The organism is Sphingomonas glaciei, from assembly GCF_023380025.1.
GTDB classification, from domain to species: Bacteria; Pseudomonadota; Alphaproteobacteria; order Sphingomonadales; family Sphingomonadaceae; genus Sphingomicrobium; species Sphingomicrobium glaciei.
In genome coordinates this window covers 2,180,702-2,199,331 of the sequence record NZ_CP097253.1, presented here as the reverse complement: position 1 = coordinate 2,199,331, position 18,630 = coordinate 2,180,702, and the positions used below count along the sequence as shown (strand labels likewise).

At 67.7% G+C, this 18,630-nt stretch carries 18 protein-coding genes; 10 read left to right on the top strand and 8 right to left on the bottom strand.

Annotated elements, in window-relative coordinates; translation table 11 throughout:
- Positions 1–6 precede the first annotated feature (6 nt).
- The 3 genes from M1K48_RS10710 (at position 7) to M1K48_RS10700 (ending at position 2,794) form a co-directional block, all read left to right on the top strand.
- On the top strand, positions 7–990 hold the full coding sequence (locus tag M1K48_RS10710; protein WP_249455110.1) for an arginase family protein: 984 nt from the start codon (positions 7–9) through the stop codon (positions 988–990).
- An 11-nt stretch (positions 991–1,001) separates the two neighbouring features.
- Positions 1,002–2,264: a diaminopimelate decarboxylase gene (gene lysA / locus M1K48_RS10705; RefSeq protein WP_249455108.1), complete on the top strand. Its 1,263-nt coding sequence runs from the start codon at positions 1,002–1,004 to the stop codon at positions 2,262–2,264.
- A gap of 71 nt (positions 2,265–2,335) precedes the next feature.
- Positions 2,336–2,794, top strand: coding sequence for a hypothetical protein (locus M1K48_RS10700; RefSeq protein WP_249455106.1), 459 nt, complete (start codon positions 2,336–2,338; stop codon positions 2,792–2,794).
- Positions 2,795–2,866: 72 nt separating this feature from the next.
- Here M1K48_RS10700 and M1K48_RS10695 read toward each other — a convergent pair whose 3' ends face one another.
- The 4 genes from M1K48_RS10695 to sucC form a co-directional block, all read right to left on the bottom strand.
- Positions 2,867–3,796 carry an energy transducer TonB gene (locus M1K48_RS10695; RefSeq protein WP_249455104.1) on the bottom strand — a complete coding sequence of 310 codons (930 nt, stop codon included), beginning with the start codon at positions 3,794–3,796 and terminating at the stop codon, positions 2,867–2,869.
- Between the two features lie 37 nt (positions 3,797–3,833).
- Entirely contained in the window at positions 3,834–4,766 is a 933-nt protein-coding gene (locus M1K48_RS10690) for an electron transfer flavoprotein subunit alpha/FixB family protein (protein ID WP_249455103.1), read from the bottom strand.
- Positions 4,763–5,512 (bottom strand): electron transfer flavoprotein subunit beta/FixA family protein, encoded by a 750-nt coding sequence (locus M1K48_RS10685; protein WP_249455102.1) that lies wholly within the window; start codon positions 5,510–5,512, stop codon positions 4,763–4,765. The genes M1K48_RS10690 and M1K48_RS10685 overlap by 4 nt, the downstream gene beginning before the upstream one ends.
- Positions 5,513–5,628: 116 nt before the next feature.
- The gene (gene sucC, locus M1K48_RS10680) at positions 5,629–6,828 is read right to left on the bottom strand and encodes an ADP-forming succinate--CoA ligase subunit beta (protein WP_249455101.1); all 1,200 of its coding nucleotides are present in this window, start codon (positions 6,826–6,828) and stop codon (positions 5,629–5,631) included.
- A gap of 74 nt (positions 6,829–6,902) precedes the next feature.
- Between sucC and dinB the strand changes: the two genes are divergently transcribed.
- The 4 genes from dinB (at position 6,903) to M1K48_RS10660 (ending at position 10,346) form a co-directional block, all read left to right on the top strand.
- Positions 6,903–8,015: a DNA polymerase IV gene (gene dinB / locus M1K48_RS10675; RefSeq protein ID WP_257794145.1), complete on the top strand. Its 1,113-nt coding sequence runs from the start codon at positions 6,903–6,905 to the stop codon at positions 8,013–8,015.
- Positions 8,016–8,212: 197 nt separating this feature from the next.
- Positions 8,213–8,761 carry a CarD family transcriptional regulator gene (locus tag M1K48_RS10670; protein WP_249455100.1) on the top strand — a complete coding sequence of 183 codons (549 nt, stop codon included), beginning with the start codon at positions 8,213–8,215 and terminating at the stop codon, positions 8,759–8,761.
- Positions 8,762–8,882: 121 nt separating this feature from the next.
- Entirely contained in the window at positions 8,883–9,614 is a 732-nt protein-coding gene (locus M1K48_RS10665) for a head GIN domain-containing protein (RefSeq protein WP_249455099.1), read from the top strand.
- A gap of 48 nt (positions 9,615–9,662) precedes the next feature.
- Entirely contained in the window at positions 9,663–10,346 is a 684-nt protein-coding gene (locus tag M1K48_RS10660; RefSeq protein ID WP_249455098.1) for a head GIN domain-containing protein, read from the top strand.
- Between the two features lie 4 nt (positions 10,347–10,350).
- Here M1K48_RS10660 and M1K48_RS10655 read toward each other — a convergent pair whose 3' ends face one another.
- Together M1K48_RS10655 and mgtE are read right to left on the bottom strand one after the other, a co-directional pair.
- On the bottom strand, positions 10,351–10,797 hold the full coding sequence (locus M1K48_RS10655) for a DUF1489 family protein (RefSeq protein ID WP_249455097.1): 447 nt from the start codon (positions 10,795–10,797) through the stop codon (positions 10,351–10,353).
- The gene (mgtE, locus tag M1K48_RS10650; protein WP_406696670.1) at positions 10,794–12,224 is read right to left on the bottom strand and encodes a magnesium transporter; all 1,431 of its coding nucleotides are present in this window, start codon (positions 12,222–12,224) and stop codon (positions 10,794–10,796) included. Before mgtE ends, M1K48_RS10655 begins: the two co-directional genes overlap by 4 nt.
- A gap of 163 nt (positions 12,225–12,387) precedes the next feature.
- On the opposite strand from mgtE, the gene M1K48_RS10645 reads away from it, so the two are divergent.
- The gene (locus tag M1K48_RS10645; RefSeq protein WP_249455095.1) at positions 12,388–12,849 is read left to right on the top strand and encodes a peptidylprolyl isomerase; all 462 of its coding nucleotides are present in this window, start codon (positions 12,388–12,390) and stop codon (positions 12,847–12,849) included.
- Here M1K48_RS10645 and M1K48_RS10640 read toward each other — a convergent pair.
- Positions 12,846–14,096, bottom strand: a complete 1,251-nt coding sequence (locus M1K48_RS10640; protein WP_249455093.1) for a DUF418 domain-containing protein — start codon at positions 14,094–14,096, stop codon at positions 12,846–12,848. The two genes, M1K48_RS10645 and M1K48_RS10640, sit on opposite strands and share 4 nt — an antisense overlap.
- Positions 14,097–14,174: 78 nt before the next feature.
- On the opposite strand from M1K48_RS10640, the gene M1K48_RS10635 reads away from it, so the two are divergent.
- On the top strand, positions 14,175–14,936 hold the full coding sequence (locus M1K48_RS10635) for an SDR family NAD(P)-dependent oxidoreductase (RefSeq protein WP_249455091.1): 762 nt from the start codon (positions 14,175–14,177) through the stop codon (positions 14,934–14,936).
- Positions 14,937–15,020: 84 nt separating this feature from the next.
- Entirely contained in the window at positions 15,021–17,321 is a 2,301-nt protein-coding gene (locus M1K48_RS10630; RefSeq protein ID WP_249455089.1) for a CDC48 family AAA ATPase, read from the top strand.
- Here M1K48_RS10630 and M1K48_RS10625 read toward each other — a convergent pair.
- Positions 17,318–18,613 (bottom strand): MFS transporter, encoded by a 1,296-nt coding sequence (locus tag M1K48_RS10625; protein WP_249455087.1) that lies wholly within the window; start codon positions 18,611–18,613, stop codon positions 17,318–17,320. The genes M1K48_RS10630 and M1K48_RS10625 overlap by 4 nt on opposite strands.
- Positions 18,614–18,630 lie beyond the last annotated feature (17 nt).

Below are 18,630 nucleotides of genomic sequence, written 5' to 3'. Positions count from 1 at the left end.
CTGCAGATGCGCTGCTTCTGGGACGAGGCGCAGCGCGGCCACGCGCCTTCGAGCGAGTTCTTCAACGGCGCGCTGCATCCCGCTGCAGACGTGGTCGAGCGGGTCGATTCGGTGCTGGCGGCGATCGAGCCGGTGGAGACGCCGGCAGCGCGCTCCGAAGCCGAGCTGCTGGCGGCGGCCGGCCTGGCGCACACCCCCGACTATCTTGAGCTGCTGCGCACCGCGCATGCCGAGTGGCTAGCGGCTGGGCGCAGCGGCGACGTGCTGCCCTATGCCTTTCCGGTCCGCCGGGCCCCGCGCGAGCTGCAGCGGATCGATGCCCGGCTTGGCCAGCATTCCTATGACACCTGCGCGCCGATCATGGGCGGGACGTGGGACGCGCTGCTGGCGGGGACCGGCACCATGCTCGCCGCGCTCGACGTGGCGATTGCGGGCGAGCACGCCTTCGCCCTGACCCGCCCGCCGGGCCACCATGCCGGGCCCGATTACATGGGCGGCTATTCCTACTTCAACTGGGCGGCGATCGCGGCGCTGACCTCGGGCAAGCGGACCGCCATCCTCGACCTCGACTATCACCATGGCAACGGGACGCAGGACATCGTCGCCCGGCGCGACGGCGTCCGCTTCGCCTCGCTCCATGCCGATCCCGCGACCGACTATCCCTATTTCTGGGGGACCGAAGCGGAGAGCGGCGGCAATATCCTCAACCTGCCTCTTCCGCGCGGGACCGCCTTTGCCGCTTATGACGAGGCGCTCGTGCGGGCCTGCGACTGGCTGGCCGAGGATGCGCCCGAACTGCTCGTCGTAAGCTTCGGCGCGGATACGTTCGAGGGCGATCCGATCAGCCATTTCGCCATCCGCACCAGCGATTACGTCCACCTGGCCGCCCGCGCCGCAGCGCTCGGCATCCCCACGCTGGTCCTGCTCGAAGGCGGCTATGCGGTGGACGCGCTGGGCGCCAACGTTGCCGCTTTCCTGTCGGGCTTCTAGGCCACGACGCCATGGACCATTTTCACCTCGTAGACCGCGCGCTGCACTGTGAAGGCGTCTCGCTGGAGGCGATAGCCGCTGCCGCCGGCACGCCGACCTATGTCTATTCCTCCGCGACCATGGACCGCCACGCGGCGGTGATGCAGCAGGCAGTGGCCGGTGCCGGCAGCGGCGAGCCTTTGGTCGCCTACGCGGTCAAGGCTAACCCCAACGCCCATGTGCTGGCACGCCTGGGCAAGGCCGGACTGGGCGCGGACGTGGTCTCGATCGGCGAATATCGCCGCGCCCGCGCCGCCGGTATCGCGCCCGAGCGGATCGTCTTTTCCGGCGTCGGCAAGACCGCCGAGGAAATGGCCGAAGCGCTGGCCGGCGGCCTGCTTCAGTTCAACGTTGAGAGCATGGAGGAAGCGCGCACGCTGTCGGCGGTGGCGGCGGAGCAGGGCCGCGCGGCGCCGATGGGATTCCGGATCAACCCCGACGTCAGCGCCGGCACCCATGCCAAGATCACCACCGGCACTGCCGACAACAAGTTCGGGATCGCGGCGGGCGATGCGCTCACCTTCACCCGCGAGGCGGCGAGCCTGCCCGGCCTGGCGGTGCACGGCGTCACCGTCCACATCGGCAGCCAATTAGTCAGTCTTGAGCCATTGGAGCAGGCGTTCCGGCGCCTTGGCGAGTTGATTGCCGCGCTGCGCGAGGACGGGTGCGACATCCGCATCGCCGACCTGGGCGGCGGGCTTGGCGTGCCCCACGGCCCCGGCCAGCCCGAGCCGCCCAGCCCGGAAGCCTATGGCCACATGGTGCGGCGGGTCACTGCCGACTGGAACACGCGCCTGTTGTTCGAGCCCGGGCGGCTGATCGTCGGCAATGCCGGGGTGCTGCTGACCCGCGTGGTGCGGGTGAAGCCCGGCGTCCGCGCGCCGTGGCTCATCGTCGACGCGGGCATGAACGACCTGATGCGCCCGGCTCTCTACGACGCCTATCACCGGATCGAGGCGGTGCGCCCGTCGGGCGTAAGCCAGGTGGTCAACGTGGTCGGCCCGGTGTGCGAGACCGGCGACACCTTCACCATGGACCGTGAGATGGACCGGGTCGAGGCAGGCGACCTGATCGTCTTCCGCACCGCTGGCGCCTACGGCGCGACGCTGTCGAGCGGCTACAACAGCCGTCCGCTGGCAGCCGAAGTGCTGGTCGACGGCGACCGCTGGGCCCTCATCCGCCGCCGGGTCGACCCCGACGCGCTGGCCGGGGTGGAGACGGCGGAGTGGCAGTAACCTAAGCCGGCTTGCTGCGCGGGAGGGCAGAGCCCAGCCTGCGCAGGCCGAATCGCTGGAGGCCTGCCCTGGTGTTGACGAGCCTTGTCGCGTCGGCGTTGCTGCTTGTTCCCGCTCCAGGCGACGCGGCGGCGCCGCCTCCCCCCGGCCCGCCCGAGCGTATTGAGCTCCCCGTCATCCAGCGCGATTGCGACCGCACCGGCGACCCCGAGGAGGTAACGGTCTGCGGCCGATCGGACCGCCGCTTCCGGATCGATCCCACGACCCTTGCCACCTTGCGCGTGATCGAACAGCGCAACGATCCGGCCAATCGTCCGCGCCCCCGTGCGATCACCGAGGGCTGCTCCGGCATCGGCCCGATGGACGCCTGTGGAGGCAACATCCCGGTCAGCGACATGGCCCTTCGTGCGGTCGTGCTGGCGGTAAAGGCGATCCGCGGCGAGGAGCTTGGCCCGCTGTTGCGGCAAGGGCCAAGCGACTATGACATCTACAAGCAGCAACTTGCAGAGGCCGAAGCCCGGAAGAAGTAGGCTGCGCCCCCAGCCGTCGCGGGGCGAAACCGACGCCCTCGCGAAGCTCGATTTGGGAGTGGCGCTGGACCTCTAGCTTCCCGGCATCCGGAAATTGACGCGGCTGATCACGAACGTCGGCACCTTGGTCCCGTCTGCCAATTCGGCCGGCTGGAAAACGGCTTTGGACAGGCGGTCGCAGACTACTTCCTTGAAACCCTCCCCGGAGAAGGGGGTCAGCGATGTGCACTTGGTGACTTTGCCGTCGGCACCCACGATCAGACGGGCCCTGACCATCGACATCTGCCCGCTCCTGATCGCCAGTGTCGGATAGTCGTCGGCACTGAACAGCGAGGCAAGATTGCGCCTGGCCTCGGGGGCGAGAACGATCCTGTCCTGAACCGCCGGGTCGAGACCCCAATCGGCCATCTGTTCACGATTACATTCACGCAGCATCTGCATGACCTTGGCGAGAGAGCCCGTCTGCAGCACCGTCACGCGGCGTCGCGGCTCGACGATCTGGATGGCGGTCACACTCGATCCAGCGGTCGCCTCGAGAGTTCGGTTCGCCATCCTCTTTGCGGCTGCGCGGGCGCGGTCGAACGACCGATCCTGGTCGCGAAACGTTTCGGACAGCAGGCTGATGTTGCCCCAGTAGATGGCGGTCTTCTTACTCTCGGTCGTCTCGCTGACGTTGCCGTCGTCGAAGGTGCGTCCGGTGCTCGGCACGAAGGTCGCCTTCGCTTCGCCCGACCCCTGCTTGGCCGAGAGAGCGCCGCCATGCACCAGCATCGTCAACCCACTGTCGGGCCCCAGGCTCTCGATGGCTAGGTGGGTCGGATCCGCGGCATTCCCGAAGGTTCGGAAAAGCTGGCAGCTATTATCCGAATAATGGAGGTTCCACGGTGTAAGCGGAGCCAGCACCGTGGGCTCGCGAGCCTCGGCTGCGGAAGTCACCCCCAGGGCACCAGCAAGGACGAAAGATAACTGGACGCGCACTGATCTACCTTCGTCATTCGCCACACCGAGGAGGGTAAACCAACGCTTCGGTCGCACAAGCCTACAGCTTGTCGGTCAGCTCCGGCACCAGCTTGAACAGGTCGCCGACCAGCCCGACGTCGGCGATCTGGAAGATCGGGGCTTCCTCGTCCTTGTTGATCGCGACGATGACCTTGCTGTCCTTCATGCCCGCAAGGTGCTGGATCGCGCCCGAGATGCCGACCGCGACGTAGAGTTCCGGAGCGACGATCTTGCCGGTCTGGCCGACCTGATAGTCGTTGGGCGCATAGCCCGCGTCGACCGCCGCGCGCGATGCGCCCACCGCGGCGCCGAGCTTGTCGGCGAGGGGATCGATCAAAGCGTGGAACTGCTCGCTCGAGCCCAGCGCGCGGCCGCCCGAGACGATGATCTTGGCGCTGGTCAGCTCTGGCCGCTCGGACTCGGAGGCTTCCATCGAGACGAAGCTCGACACCGCATTCGACACTCCGGCATCGACGGTCTCGACTTCGGCATTGCCGGACCCACGCTCGGCCTTGGTGAAGGCGGTGCCGCGGACGGTGATCACCTTCTTGGCGTCCTTCGAGCGCACGGTGGCGATCGCGTTGCCGGCGTAGATCGGGCGCTGGAACGTGTCCGGACCCTCGACCGCGACGATGTCGCTGATCTGCATGACGTCGAGCAGCGCCGCCACCCGCGGCGCGATATTGCGGCCGGTGGTGGTGGACGAAGCGAGCAGGACGTCGTGACCCTCCATCAGCTTGGCGACCAGCGGTGCGACGCTCTCGGCCAGCTCGTGGTCGAGCGCGGGGTCGGCGGCGACATGGACCTTGCCGACCCCGGCAATGGTCTTGGCGTCTTCGGCAGCAGCGGCGGCGTCCGAGCCGATCAGCAGCAGGTGCGCTTCGCCGCCAAGCTTGGCCGCGGCACCGAGGGTGGCGAGGGTCGAATCCTTGACCTTGCCGTGGGCGTGCTCGCCGAGAACCAGGATCTTCATGCGACAACTCCGAGAGACTTAAGCTTGGATACGAGTTCGTCGACCGACCCGACCTTGGCGCCGCCCTGGCGCTTGGCGGGCTCGACCACCTTCACGGTTTCAAGCCGCGGGGCGGTGTCGACGCCGAAGTCGGCCGGGGTCTTGCTCGCCAGCGGCTTGGCCTTGGCCTTCATGATGTTGGGCAGCGAGGGGTAGCGCGGGTCGTTGAGGCGAAGGTCGGTGGTGACGATCGCCGGCAGCTTGATCGCCACCGTCTCGAGCCCACCGTCCACTTCGCGGGTGACATTGGCGGTGTCGCCGCTGATCTCGACCTTCGAGGCGAAGGTGCCCTGGCCGTAGCCGGTCAGCGCGCCGAGCATCTGCCCGACCTGGCTCGAATCGTCGTCGATCGCCTGCTTGCCGAGCAGGATGACCTGCGGCTGCTCTTCCTCGACGATCTTCGCCAGGATCTTGGCGACGGCGAGGGGTTCGACCTCGTCATCGGTCTGGACCAGGATGCCGCGATCGGCGCCCATCGCGAGCGCGGTGCGGATCGTTTCCTGCGCCTTCTGCGGGCCGACGGACACGACCACGATCTCGGTCGCGCCGGCCTTTTCCTTGAGGCGGATGGCTTCCTCGACGGCGATCTCGTCGAAGGGATTCATGCTCATCTTGACGTTGGCGAGATCGACGCCGGTGCCGTCCATTTTCACCCGAGGCTTCACGTTGTAATCGATCACGCGCTTGACCGCGACGAGTACCTTCATGTCCGTCCCTTTTCTCGTCATGCCGGACGTGATCCGGCATCCGCTTGGCCTTTCCTCTAACGCTTTCAGAAGAAAGGCGGACCCCGGCTCAAGGCCGAGGGTACAGCACTATGGTGTCACGCCGCCCTCTTCACTTCCGCGACGATCTTCGCGGCGGCGTCGCCAAGGTCGTTTGCGGCGACGATCGGCAGGCCGCTGTTGGCCAGGATGTCCTTGCCCTGCTGGACGTTGGTGCCTTCGAGGCGGACCACCAGCGGGACCTTCAAGTCGACCTCGCGCGCGGCGGCGACGATGCCGTCGGCGATGATGTCGCACTTCATGATGCCGCCGAAGATGTTGACCAGGATCCCCTTCACCGCCGGATCGGCGAGGATGATCTTGAACGCCGCGGTGACCTTTTCCTTGTTGGCGCCGCCGCCGACGTCGAGGAAGTTGGCCGGGAAGGCGCCGTTGAGCTTGATGATGTCCATCGTCGCCATCGCCAGGCCCGCGCCGTTAACCATGCACCCAATGTCGCCGTCGAGCTTGATGTAGGCGAGGTCGTACTTCGACGCCTCGACCTCCTGCGGGTCCTCCTCGGTCAGGTCGCGCAGCTCGGCGAGATCCTTGTGGCGGAACATCGCATTGCCGTCGAAGCCGACTTTGGCGTCGAGCACCATCAGCTGGCCATCGTCGGTGATCGCCAGCGGGTTGATCTCGATCTGCTCGGCGTCGCTGCCGATAAAGGCGGCGTAGAGCCCGGCAAGCACCTTGCTCGCCTGCTTGGCGAGGTCGCCGGTAAGGCCCAACGCCGCCGCGACCGCGCGGCCGTGGTGCGGCATGAGGCCGGTGGCGGGATCGATGGTGACCGTGTGGATCTTCTCAGGGGAATCGTGGGCGACGTCCTCGATGTTCATGCCGCCTTCGGTCGAGGCGACCACCGCGATGCGGCCAGTCTCACGATCGACCAGCAGCGCGAGGTAAAATTCCTTGGCGATGTCGACGCCGTCGGTGATGTACAGGCGCTGGACCTGCTTGCCGGCCTCGCCGGTCTGGATGGTGACCAGCGTCTTGCCAAGCATCTCCTCGGCGTGGGCGCGGACTTCCTCGACGCTCTTGGCGAGGCGGACACCGCCCTTGGCGTCGGGGCCGAGTTCGGTGAACTTGCCCTTGCCGCGGCCGCCGGCGTGGATCTGCGCCTTGACCACCCACAACGGCCCGGGGAGCTTGCCGGCCGCGGCGACCGCTTCCTCGACGCTCATTGCGGCATGTCCGGCGGGAACCGGAACGCCGTACTTCGCAAGCAATTCCTTGGCCTGATATTCGTGGATGTTCATGGATCTTCCCGAGAATAAGGGTTTGACGGCCCTAAAGCATGACTCTGCCGCCAAGCCAAGTTAGAGAACGGGCCGTGAACGCGTCACTGCCCGGCAAGATCATCGACCCGGACGCACCAGCCCCGGTGCGCAAGATCATCCATGTCGACATGGATGCCTTCTTCGCCAGTGTCGAACAGCGCGACGACCCCAGCTTGCGGGGTAAGCCGGTAGCGGTCGGCGGCGGCCATCGCGGGGTGGTGGCAGCGGCGAGCTACGAGGCGCGGGTATTCGGGGTGCGTTCGGCCATGCCCAGCGTCACCGCCCGCCGGCGCTGTCCCGACCTGGTGTTCGTCAAGCCGCGGTTCGACGCCTATCGCCAGGTCAGCCAGCAGATCCGCGCCATCTTCGCCGACTATACCGACCTGATCGAACCGCTGAGCCTCGACGAAGCCTATCTCGACGTCAGCGAGGACCGCCACGCGCTCGGCTCGGCCAAGGCGATTGCCGAGGCGATCCGGGCCCGGATCCGTGCCGAGACCGGTCTCACCGCTTCGGCCGGGGTGTCCTATTGCAAGTTCGTCGCCAAGCTCGCCAGCGACCAGAACAAGCCCGACGGTCTGTGCGTGATCCGCCCCGAGCAGGCGCAGCGCTACATCGCCTCGCTGCCGGTGGGCCGCTTTCACGGGATCGGCCCGAAAACCGCGGAGCGGCTCGACAAGCTTGGCATTGTGACCGGCGCCGACCTCCAGTCGCTGAGCCTGGAGGAACTGACCGGGCGGTTCGGCAGCTCGGGCGAATGGTATTGGCGGATCTGCCGGGGGATCGACGAGCGGCCGGTGCGCAGCAGCCGGATCGCCAAGTCGGTCAGTGCCGAGCGGACCTTCAACGAGGATTATCGCACCGCCGAAGACCTCCACCGCGAGCTCGACCGGGTCGCGGGCCTGGCGTGGGAGCGGATCGCGCGGGCCCAGGCGGCGGGACGGACGGTCACGCTCAAGGTCAAATATTCGGACTTCCGGCTGATCAGCCGCTCACACAGCTTCGTCGATCCGGTCGGCGACCCGGCAACCTTCACCGCGACGGGGCATCACCTGCTCGACGCGCTGCTTCCGGTTTCGCTGGGGATCCGGCTGCTCGGCCTTGGCCTGTCGAACCTCGCCGAACGCGGCGACACCGGACCCCGCCAACTGGGGCTGGCGATCTGACCGATCTTGTGTTATATACTAGTCACATCAGGGGCCGTGCGCATGGACAATGCGCTACGGCCTTTTCGCAACCACCCTCTCGGCGGTGTTCGGGCAGTCAGCTCAACCGTCACTAGAGATGCCAAAGACCACGGGGCGACTTGGGGACGCCGCACCAACCGTTGAGTTCACGCATCTCGCATCTGGAAAGGTGAAGAATGGCAGCGAAGGCCCTTAGCTTCGACGTTGGCGATTATGTGGTCTACCCCAAGCACGGCGTTGGACGCGTCGTTGAACTGCAGAGCACCGAGATCGCCGGTACCAGCCTACAGCTGTACGTGCTCCGTTTCGAAAAAGAGAAGATGACGCTGCGGGTCCCCGTCAACAAGGCGGACTCGGTCGGCATGCGCAAGCTGTCGAGCGACAAGACCATGGTCGCGGCGCTCGAGATCCTGAAGGGCAAGCCCAAGGTCAAGCGCACCATGTGGTCGCGCCGTGCCCAGGAATATGAAGCCAAGATCAACTCGGGCGACCTGTCGTCGATCGCCGAGGTGACCCGCGACCTGTTCCGCCCGGACGATGCGCCCGAGCAGAGCTATTCGGAGCGGCAGATCTTCGAAGCCGCCGCCTCGCGCCTCGCGCGCGAACTCGGCGCGATGGAGCAGACCGACGAAAAGGCGGCGCTGGCCAAGATCCACCAGATCCTGAACGAAGCCGCGCAATTCCATCACAAGAATAAGGAAGAAACCAAGGAAGAGGCCGAGTAAGCGGTCACTTCCAGGGTTGAACGAAACAGGCGCTGCCCCATCCGGGCGGCGCCTTTTTTGTGGCTCTTGCGCGGCCGCATCCGCTGGTGTATTGCTACGGCAACACAGTAGGGGAAGTCACATGCGCCAGTCTCTAACCGCCGCCGCTACCGCCGCTTCCATTCTCGCTTTGTCCGCCTGCTCCGAAGGCCGCGCTCAGTCGGCCGGGCCGGCAGTCAGCCGCAGCTGGCAGGTTGGCAACTTTACCGGTCTGGAAGTGAGCGGGCCGTATGACGTCAAGGTCGTGACCGGCAAGGCCGTGTCGGTTGCCGCCAACGGGCCGCAGCGGCTGCTCGACGATACCGACGTAGTGGTCGAGGGCGGCAAGTTGCACATTCGGCCGAAGAAGAAGAATTGGCTGGCTGGCATGGCCAGCTGGCGTTCGAGCGGGCCTTCGACGTTCACCATCACCGTGCCAAGCCTCGAGCAGGCAGAGGTAGCGGGATCGGGCGATATCGACATCGACCGCGTCGCGGGTGAACGCTTCAAGGGCGCGATCGCCGGATCGGGCAGCCTTCGCCTCCCGCAAGTCGCCGTTCGCGACCTCGGCCTGACCATCGCCGGATCGGGCGAGATCACCGCCGCCGGCCAGGCTCAGCAGGCGAGTTACGAGATCGCCGGATCGGGCGGCCTCGACGCCTCGCGCCTTCGGGCGGGGAATGCCTCGGCCGAAATCGCCGGCAGCGGCGACATCAAGGCGTTCGCCACCGGCACCGCCCGGGCCAGCATCGCCGGATCGGGCGATATCGCCATCACCGGCGGAGCGCGCTGCACGTCGAGCAAGAACGGCAGCGGCGATATCCGCTGCTCGTGATCGGCGCCTTGAAGGTCCGTTAACCAAAAGGGGCGAGAAGAGGGGATCATGACCCGTCTCCTCGCCCTTCTGCTGCTCACCGCCCTCGCCGCTCCGGCCGGGGCCGCCGAGCGCCGCTTCACCATTATCAGCTTCGACCGGATCCGGATGGAAGCGCCGTTCGACGTGGTACTGACGACCGGCAAGGCTCCCTCCGCCAGGGCCGAGGGCCCGGTGGGCGCGCTCGACACCGTCGACCTTCGGGTCGAGGGCCGGACTCTGATCATCCGCCAGCGCAGCAGCTGGAACGGTGCGGGCAAGGGGGTTCCGGTGCGGATCAGCCTCGCCACGCCCGACATTCGCGCCGCCATCCTGACCGGAAGCGGGCGGCTGTCGATCGACCGCATGACCGGACTGACAGCAAATCTCGCCCTTGCCGGCCCGGGCAGAATCCAGGTCGCCGACCTTCGCGCCGACCGCCTCGACCTGCTCGCCGGCGGAAGCGGAACGGTGGCGCTGGCCGGCGCGGTCAAAACCGGTCGGATCGGCACGGAGGGTGCCGTCGTGCTCGACGCCTCGGCGCTTCAGTCAGATGATCTGACGTTGGTCGCGACCGGCAGTTCGGAAGTCCGCGTCGCCGCTCGCCGCAGCGTCAACCTCACCGCCAGCGGGGCCGCGACCGTCACGCTTGGAGGCCCGGTCGCCTGCATCCAGAAGGTCACCGGCGCCGCCACCGTCAGCGGCTGTCGCTGAGCCCTTACAGCAGCGCCAGCGCCGACAAGCGACCGTAGAGTGAGGGCGGCAGCAGGCTCAGCCCGCTGTCGTCATTGTCGCCGGGCTTGGGCGCATCCTCGTGCGCCAGATAGCGCCAGCCCTGGTGCCCGCGCTTGGGGGTTTGTGGGATCGACAGCAGGCGGTCGGCGCAGACGATGTCGAGCCGGCCGTCGCTGCGGTCCTCGAAGCGCAGGATGGTCTGGCAGCCGACCAGACGATGCTTGACGATCCAGTAGAGCGCCCCGCCCTCGACGATCTCGGCCATCCGCTTGGGCCGCATCCGCGTCACCACCCGCACCTCGCCGTCCCTCGACCGCGTGGCGATGCGCTTCTCGAGCGACTCGAGCGTGCGGCAGCCAACGGCGACCTTGGTCAGATGTAACGGCACGCTGGAATAGGTAGTTGATTGAGTGGCTTGCGCCAAGGTCACCCGGTCAGGCCAAACGCCGTGGCCATGCCCAGGAACAGCAGGAAGCCCATCGAATCGGTCACCATGGTGACGAAGATCGAGCTCGCCACCGCCGGGTCGGCGCCCCACCGTTCCATGGTCAGCGGCACCAGAACGCCCGCGAAGCCCGCGATCAGCACGTTGAACAGCATGGCCGCGGCGATCACTGCGCCGAGCTGGCCCGAGCCCAGGATCAGGGTCACCGCGATCCCGACCAGAGTGGCGACGGTCAGGCCGTTCATCAGCGCCACCCGCATCTCGCGCCCGACCGCGCGCCAGCGGTTGGAGCCGGTCAGCTGGTTGGTCGCCAGCGCGCGCACCGTCACCGCCAGCGTCTGGGTCCCGGCATTGCCGCCGACCCCGGCGACGATCGGCATCAGCGCGGCAAGGATCGCCAGCCGCTCGATCGAGCCTTCGAACAGGCGGATGATGGTCGAGGCCAGCAACGCCGTCAGCAGGTTGGCGATCAGCCACCGCACCCGCGCCTTGTAGCTGTCGAGCACCGGCTCGTTGATGTCGCCTTCACCCGCGCCGGACAGCAGCAGCACGTCTTCGCTCGCTTCGGCCTGGATGATATGGACGATGTCGTCGACGGTGATCATCCCGACCAGCCGCCCGCTGGCATCCACCACCGCGGCCGAGACAAGCGCGTATTTCTGGAACCGCAGCGCGACGTCTTCCTGGTCCATGTCGACCGGGATCAGCGTCTGTTCGAGCGCCATGATCGAGGCGACGCTGGTCGCGCGGGGCGAGCGCAGGATGGTCGACAGCTTGCAGGTGCCGACCGGATGGTGGTCGGGCGAGACCACGAACACTTCCCAGAAGTCGTTCGCCAGTTCCTCTTCGGAGCGGAGGTAGTCGATCACCTGGCCGACGTTCCAATGCTCGGGCACCGCGATCAGGTCGCGCTGCATCAGGCGCCCGGCGGTCTCCTCGCCGTAGGTGAGCGCTTCCTCGATCGCGGCACGGTCGTCGGGCTCCATCGCCCGCAGCACCGCGCGCTGGTCGTCCTCCTCGAGGTCCTCGATGATCGCGACGGCGTCGTCGGTGTCGAGCTCGCCGGCGATCTCGGCGACCCGCTCGGGCGTCATTTCGCTGACCAGTATCTCGCGGACGTGCTCGTTGAGTTCGGCCAGCACGTCGGCGTCGACCAGTTCGGCCAGCGCCGACACCAGCCCCTCGCGCTCGTCGGCGCGGGCCAGTTCGATCAGATCGGCGACGTCGGCGGGGTGGAGCGGTTCGACCAGCGCCCGCGCGGTTTCGGCATCGCCGGCATCGACCGCGTCGAGCACCCGCTCGACGAAGTCGGGGCGGAGCCGGTCCTCGGCATCCATCACCTTGCCATCGGCGACGTCGTCGGGCGCGTGGTCCGCGGTCAGCACGGCATCAAGCGGATCGCGCTCGCTCATGCTCTTGCCTCCGCTCTTCACTCTGAATGATGCCCGCGCCGCTCCTGTCACGGACCGCCGCACTTGTCACCCCTTCGGTGGAGGGCGACCACTTACCGGGGTAGCGCTGCACCCTCTCAGCCCCTAAATGCGCCGCCAACCCTTTCCCAACAGGAGCAACAGCATGGCCGACGCGCCCCAGACCCTTACCCTCACCCTGTCCAGCGGCGGCGATGTCGTGATCAAACTGCGTCCGGACCTCGCGCCCGGCCATGTCGAGCGGATCGTCGAGCTTGCCAACGAAGGCTTCTACGACGGCGTGCCCTTCCACCGCGTGATCCCGGGCTTCATGGCCCAGGGCGGCGACGGCGGCCGCGGCGACGGCACCGGCGGATCGTCCAAGCCCGACCTCAAGGCCGAATTCAACGCCGAGCCGCACGTCCGCGGCACTTGCTCGATGGCGCGCACCAACCAGCCCAACAGCGCCAACAGCCAGTTCTTCATCTGCTTTGACGACGCCCGCTTCCTCGACAAGCAATACACCGTGTGGGGCCAAGTCGAGAGCGGCATGGAGCATGTCGACGCGCTTCCGGTCGGCGAGCCGCCGCGTGCACCCGGCAAGATTACCAAGGCGACCGTCGCCTAAGCGGCCGCAACCTCTCCGGGCCGGGCCAGCCGCATCGGCTGCGCCCGGCCGTAGGTGGCGCTGCGCCACAGCCATTCGCCCGGACCGAAGCGGTAGCGCGCCAGCCACCAGCGGCTGAAGGCGACCTGGACCGCGAAGATCGCCGCGGTGATCGGCAGCACGAAGGCAAGACCGAAGACATTGCCCAGCGCCAGCCCGGCGCCGGTGAACAGCAGGGTCTGGATCAGCGACTGCGACAGGTAGTTGGTGAGCGCCATCCGCCCCGCCGCCGCTGGCCATCCGAGCAGCTTCCTGGCGCGCCCCTCCCACAGCAGGGTGAAGCCCGCAGCATAGCCCAGCGCCAGCAGCGGGGTGGACAGGCAGTAGAGCGCCTCCTCCGCAAAACGCAGGGGATGGCTCTCCCCCGCGGTCATGTGCAGGACCGCCCGCACGAAGGCGACCGGCAGTCCGACTCCCAGTCCGATCCGCATCGTCCGCACCAGCAGGCCCCGCGTTTCGGGGGTCGCCGCGAACAGACCGCGCCGCCCGAGCCACAACCCGATCAGGAACATCCCCAGCACCTTGGCGGGGCGCATCTGGTAGGTGAGGTCGGCGATCCGCAGCAGCACCTCGGTCGGGTGGAGCGCCAGCTGGTCGAGATAATCCGCGCCGTTGAACCAGGTGGCCGGGCTCATCTTGAGGTCGATGCCGCCGGCCGCGAAGCCTTGCATCGCTGCGCCGTAGATCGGGTCGGCAAGATTGATCCCGGCAAAGTGGATCAGCGCCGACCAGCCGATCGGCACCAGCCATAGTGCTACCGCCCAGCGGATCAGCGCACGGTTGCCGGTGCGCCGGAACAGCAGCAGCACCCCGCCCATCAGCGCATACAGCGCCAGGATGTCGCCCATCCACAGCATGTACAGGTGGGCCAGACCGAACACGAACAGGATTAACAGCCGCCGGAGGTAGCGCCCGGCGCCCTCCCCGCTTCGCTCCAGCCGCGCCAGCTGCACCGCAAAGCCGATCCCGAACAGCAAGGAGAAGAGCGAGTAGAACTTGCCCACCACCAGCCATTCGATCAGCAGCTCGGCGAGGTCGTTGAGGCCGCTGCCCAGCGCTGCGGCACGCTCCGGCTCGGACGCGTAGCCGAATCCGATAAACACCACCATGTTGGCCATCAGCACGCCGGCCAGCGCCCAGCCGCGCAACGCATCGAGGATGTGGTGACGCTCGGACGCCTGTGTCGGCGCGGTCAAGTTCGCTTGCATCGACTTGGGCCCCCCTTGTCGTCTAGCGGACGCCAGTGTCTCACAGCCGACGGTCCGGCGCCAGAGGAGCCTGCCCCCATGACGTCACCCCTCGTCCTCATCACCGGCGCCTCGGCCGGGCTCGGTGTCCACTTCGCCCGCCAATTGTCCGCGACCGGTGCCCGGCTGTTGCTGATCGCCCGGCGCAGGGACCGGATCGAGGCGCTTGCGTCCGAACTGGGCAACGCCCGGGCGGTGACAATGGATCTCGCGGCGGCGGGCGCGGCCGAGGCGCTGCTGGCCGACGTCGCCGAGCACGGCGAGCATGTCGATTGCCTGATCAATAACGCCGGCTTCGGCCTGCACGGCAATGTAGCGGGGCATGACCCGCGCCGGTTGCGCGAAATGATCGACCTCAATTGCGGCGTGCTGACCGAACTGACCCGCGGCGTGCTGCCGGGAATGATTGAGCGCGGGCGCGGGGGAATCCTCAACGTCGCTTCCACCGCCGCCTTCCAGCCCGGCCCCGGCATGGGCGTCTACTTCGCGACCAAGGCGTTCGTGCTCAGCTTCAGCGAAGCGCTGCACCATGAAGTGCGCGGCACCGGCGTCCATGTCACCGCCCTTTGCCCCGGACCGACCAGGACCGAATTTGGCGAACAGGCGGGGTTCGAGCCGCGGCTGGGCGAGGTGTTCGACAGATTGTCCGCGCAGCCCGGTCCGGTGGTCGCTGCCGGCCTCGTGGGGCTGGCGGCGAACAAGGCGATCGTCATTCCCGGAGCGCTCAACAAGGTCGGGGCGCAGGGGTCGCGGTTCCTGCCCCGCGCGCTCGTCCGCCGCATCGCCGGCTCGCTAAAGTAAGCGGCTACCCTTTTTTCTGGGCCGGCCTCCACCCACGTTGAACCGCAAGAGACCTTCGCCGTTGGCGGAGCTGAGGAGCAATGAATGGCTGACGTGGAAACCCGAATTCGCCGCCTGCAGGTGGCCAACCTGCCCCCCGCCGACAGCGGCCGCGGGATCGCGCGGGTGCCGCGCTCGATCATGGATCAGCTTGGCCTGTCCGACGGCGACGTGATCGAAATCGAGGGCAAGCGCACTACGCCGGCGCTGGCGGTGCGGCCTTATGGCGACGACGAAGGCCTCGACATCATCCGCCTCGACGGGCTCCAGCGCGCCAATGCGGGGGTCGGCGCCGGCGATTTCGTCGAGGTGCGCGTCGCCCAGTCCAAGCCCGCGACCCGGGTGGTGTTCGCCCCGGCCCAGAACAACATCCGCCTCCAGGGTTCATCCGAAGCGCTGAAGCGCAGCTTCGCCGGGCGTCCGCTGACGAGCGGCGACACCATCGCCACCGCCGGCCACCAGCGGGTCAATGCCGACATGCCCGACCATGTCCGGCAATTGCTCAATGCGCCGGCGTTCGCGCTGCAGGAAATCCGCCTCAGCGTGGTCAGCACTACCCCGCGCGGGATCGTCCACATCGACGCGAGCACCGTTGTCGAACTGTTGTCCGAATATACCGAGCAGCATGGCGAGCGCCGCGCCGACGTCACCTACGACGACCTTGGCGGCATGCGGTCCACCATCGACGCGCTGCGCGAAATGGTCGAGCTTCCGCTGCGCCATCCCGAACTGTTCCAGCGGCTCGGCGTCGATCCGCCCAAGGGCGTTCTGCTGCACGGCCCCCCCGGCACCGGCAAGACCCGGCTGGCGCGTGCGGTCGCCAACGAAAGCGACGCGCAATTCTTCCACATCGCCGGTCCCGAGATCATGGGCTCGGCCTATGGCGAATCCGAGAAGAAGCTGCGCGAGCTGTTCGAGGAAGCGGGCCAGGCCGCGCCGTCGATCATCTTCATCGACGAGATCGACTCGATTGCGCCCAAGCGCAGCCAGGTCACCGGCGAAGCGGAGAAGCGCCTCGTCGCCCAGCTGCTGACGCTGATGGACGGGCTCGAACCGCGCCAGAACCTGGTCGTGATCGCCGCCACCAACCGCCCCGACGCGATCGACGAAGCGCTTCGCCGCCCGGGCCGGTTCGACCGCGAGATCGTGGTCGGTGTGCCCGACGAGACCGGCCGCCGCGAGATCCTCGGCATCCACACCCGCGGCATGCCGCTCGACGAAGGCGTCGACCTCGATGGCCTGTCGCGGCGCACCTACGGCTTCGTCGGCGCCGACCTTGCCGCTTTGACCCGCGAGGCCGCGCTCGAAGCGGTGCGGCGGATCATGCCCGAGCTGAACCTTGCCGACGGGACGATCCCGACCGAAGTGCTCGACCGGCTGAGCGTGCTCGCCAGCGATTTCGACAATGCGCTGAAGCGGGTCCAGCCCTCTGCGATGCGCGAGGTGATGGTGCAGGTCCCGACGGTCGGGTGGGACGATGTCGGCGGCCTCGACGCCGCCGCGGAGAAGCTGAAGGAAGGAATCGAGCTTCCACTCAAGCATGCCGACGCGTTCAAGCGGCTCGGCATCCGTCCGGCCAAGGGCTTCCTGCTCTATGGCCCGCCCGGCACCGGCAAGACCCTGCTGGCCAAGGCTGCGGCGCGCGAAAGCCAGGCCAATTTCATCGCCATCAAGTCGTCCGACCTCTTGAGCAAATGGTATGGCGAAAGCGAGCAGCAGATCAGCCGCCTGTTCGCCCGCGCCCGCCAGGTCGCGCCGACGGTGATCTTCATCGACGAGTTAGACAGCCTGGTCCCCGCGCGGGGCGGCGGAATGGGCGAGCCGCAGGTGACCGAGCGGGTGGTCAACACCATCCTTGCCGAGATGGACGGGCTGGAGGAACTGCAGGGCGTGGTGCTGATCGGCGCCACCAACCGCCCCAACCTGATCGACCCTGCCCTGCTGCGTCCGGGCCGGCTCGACGAACTGGTCTATGTCGGCCCGCCCGACGTCGCCGGCCGCCGCCGGATCCTGGCGATCCATGCCAAGCGCATGCCGCTTGCCGCCGACGTCGATCTCGAGGACCTCGCCCGCCGGACCGAGCGCTTCACCGGCGCCGACCTCGAGGATTTGACCCGCCGCGCCGGCCTCACCGCGCTTCGCCGCGATCTCGCCAATACCGAGGTCAGCATGGCCGACTTCGACGAGGCGCTGAAGGAAACCCGGGCCTCGGTCACGCCCGAGATGCTGACCGAATATGAGCGCATCGCGGACACGCTGAAGAGCGATGCGGTGCGCCCCGATCGCGGCGGGATCGGCTTCATCACCCCCGGCATGCTGACTCCGCGGGAGGGCGGCAAGAGCTAGCGCAGCTTGCGCCCCCACCAGGCGAGGGCCACGACCACCAGCACCGCGACCGCGAACGGCAGGTGGGGATCGAGCGCGTAGAGCGCCATCCCCGCCGCCGGGGCGATGACGTAGGCAATCCCGTTGGCGCTGGTGATCACGCCCGCCACCGCACCCTGCTCGGCCAGCGGCACGGCCAGGCTGGCGCCGGCGGTGAAGCCCGGGCGGGTGAAGCCGAACCCGATCGAGGCCAGCCCGAACCCCAGCACCAGCCCATAGAGGTCGCTCGCCGCCGCGGTGACGCCCAGCCCGAGGGCGGCGATCAGCGCTCCCCACACGATCAGCGCACGCGGTGCGAGGCCGAGTTTGGGGATCAGCCCCCATTGCGCCGCCAGCGTGCCCCCGGCGCCGGCCATCATCACGATAGCGATCGGCTGTTCGGCGCCCAGCGGCTCGATCCGCAGCACGTCGATGATGAAGAAGCCGATGCAGGTCAGGGTCGCTGCCTGCGCGTGCCCGGCGACCACCCCCGCGACGATCCACTGCCTGATCCGCCCGTCGCTCCACGACAGCCTTTTCTGCCGCTGCGGCGCGGTTGCCGCGCGGACGCTGGCGCCGGTGATCATCGAGGCGAGGCTGGGATAGCTCATCGCCGCCCCGCGCCCGTCGCCCAGCTTGCCGCGATCGTCGGGTAGCCACCATTGGATCGCTACCGCCACACCCAGCGCGATCAGGGCAAAGGCGAACAGGGGACCCGGCAGGCCGATGAAGGGAAGCACGAACAACGGCGCCAGCGCCGGCCCGACGATCGTCCCCAGCCCGAACGAGGAGGACAGGGCCGATAGCTGCGCGGTGCGCGCCGAACGCCGGGTCCGCGCCGCCAGATAGGCCTGCGTCGCGCTGGGCGTCGCGCAACCGAGCGCGCCGTAGATCGCCCGGAACAGCCCGAACAATAGGAAGGTCAGCGCCGGGCCGGTCCACCCGTTGAGGCCCGAGATCAGCACCAGCCCGCACAGGGTCATCGAGACGATAAAGCCGACCAGCCCCAATTGGGTCAGCGCCTTGCGGCCGTGGTGATCGCTCTTCTCCGCCCACAGCGGGGCCAGCCACACCCACAACACCGCGCTCCAGGTATAGGCGATCGCGACCCAGAAATCGGCGATGCCGATCGCCCGCCCGATTGCCGGCATGACCGATTGCAACGCGGTGTTGCCCGCCGCCGCCACCAACATCGCGGCATAGAGGAGCAGGAAATGGAGGTTGGTCAGCGCCGATCCGCCAACCTTCTGTCGCTTCGCTGGCACATCGCTCATCAACCGGCTCCTAACGC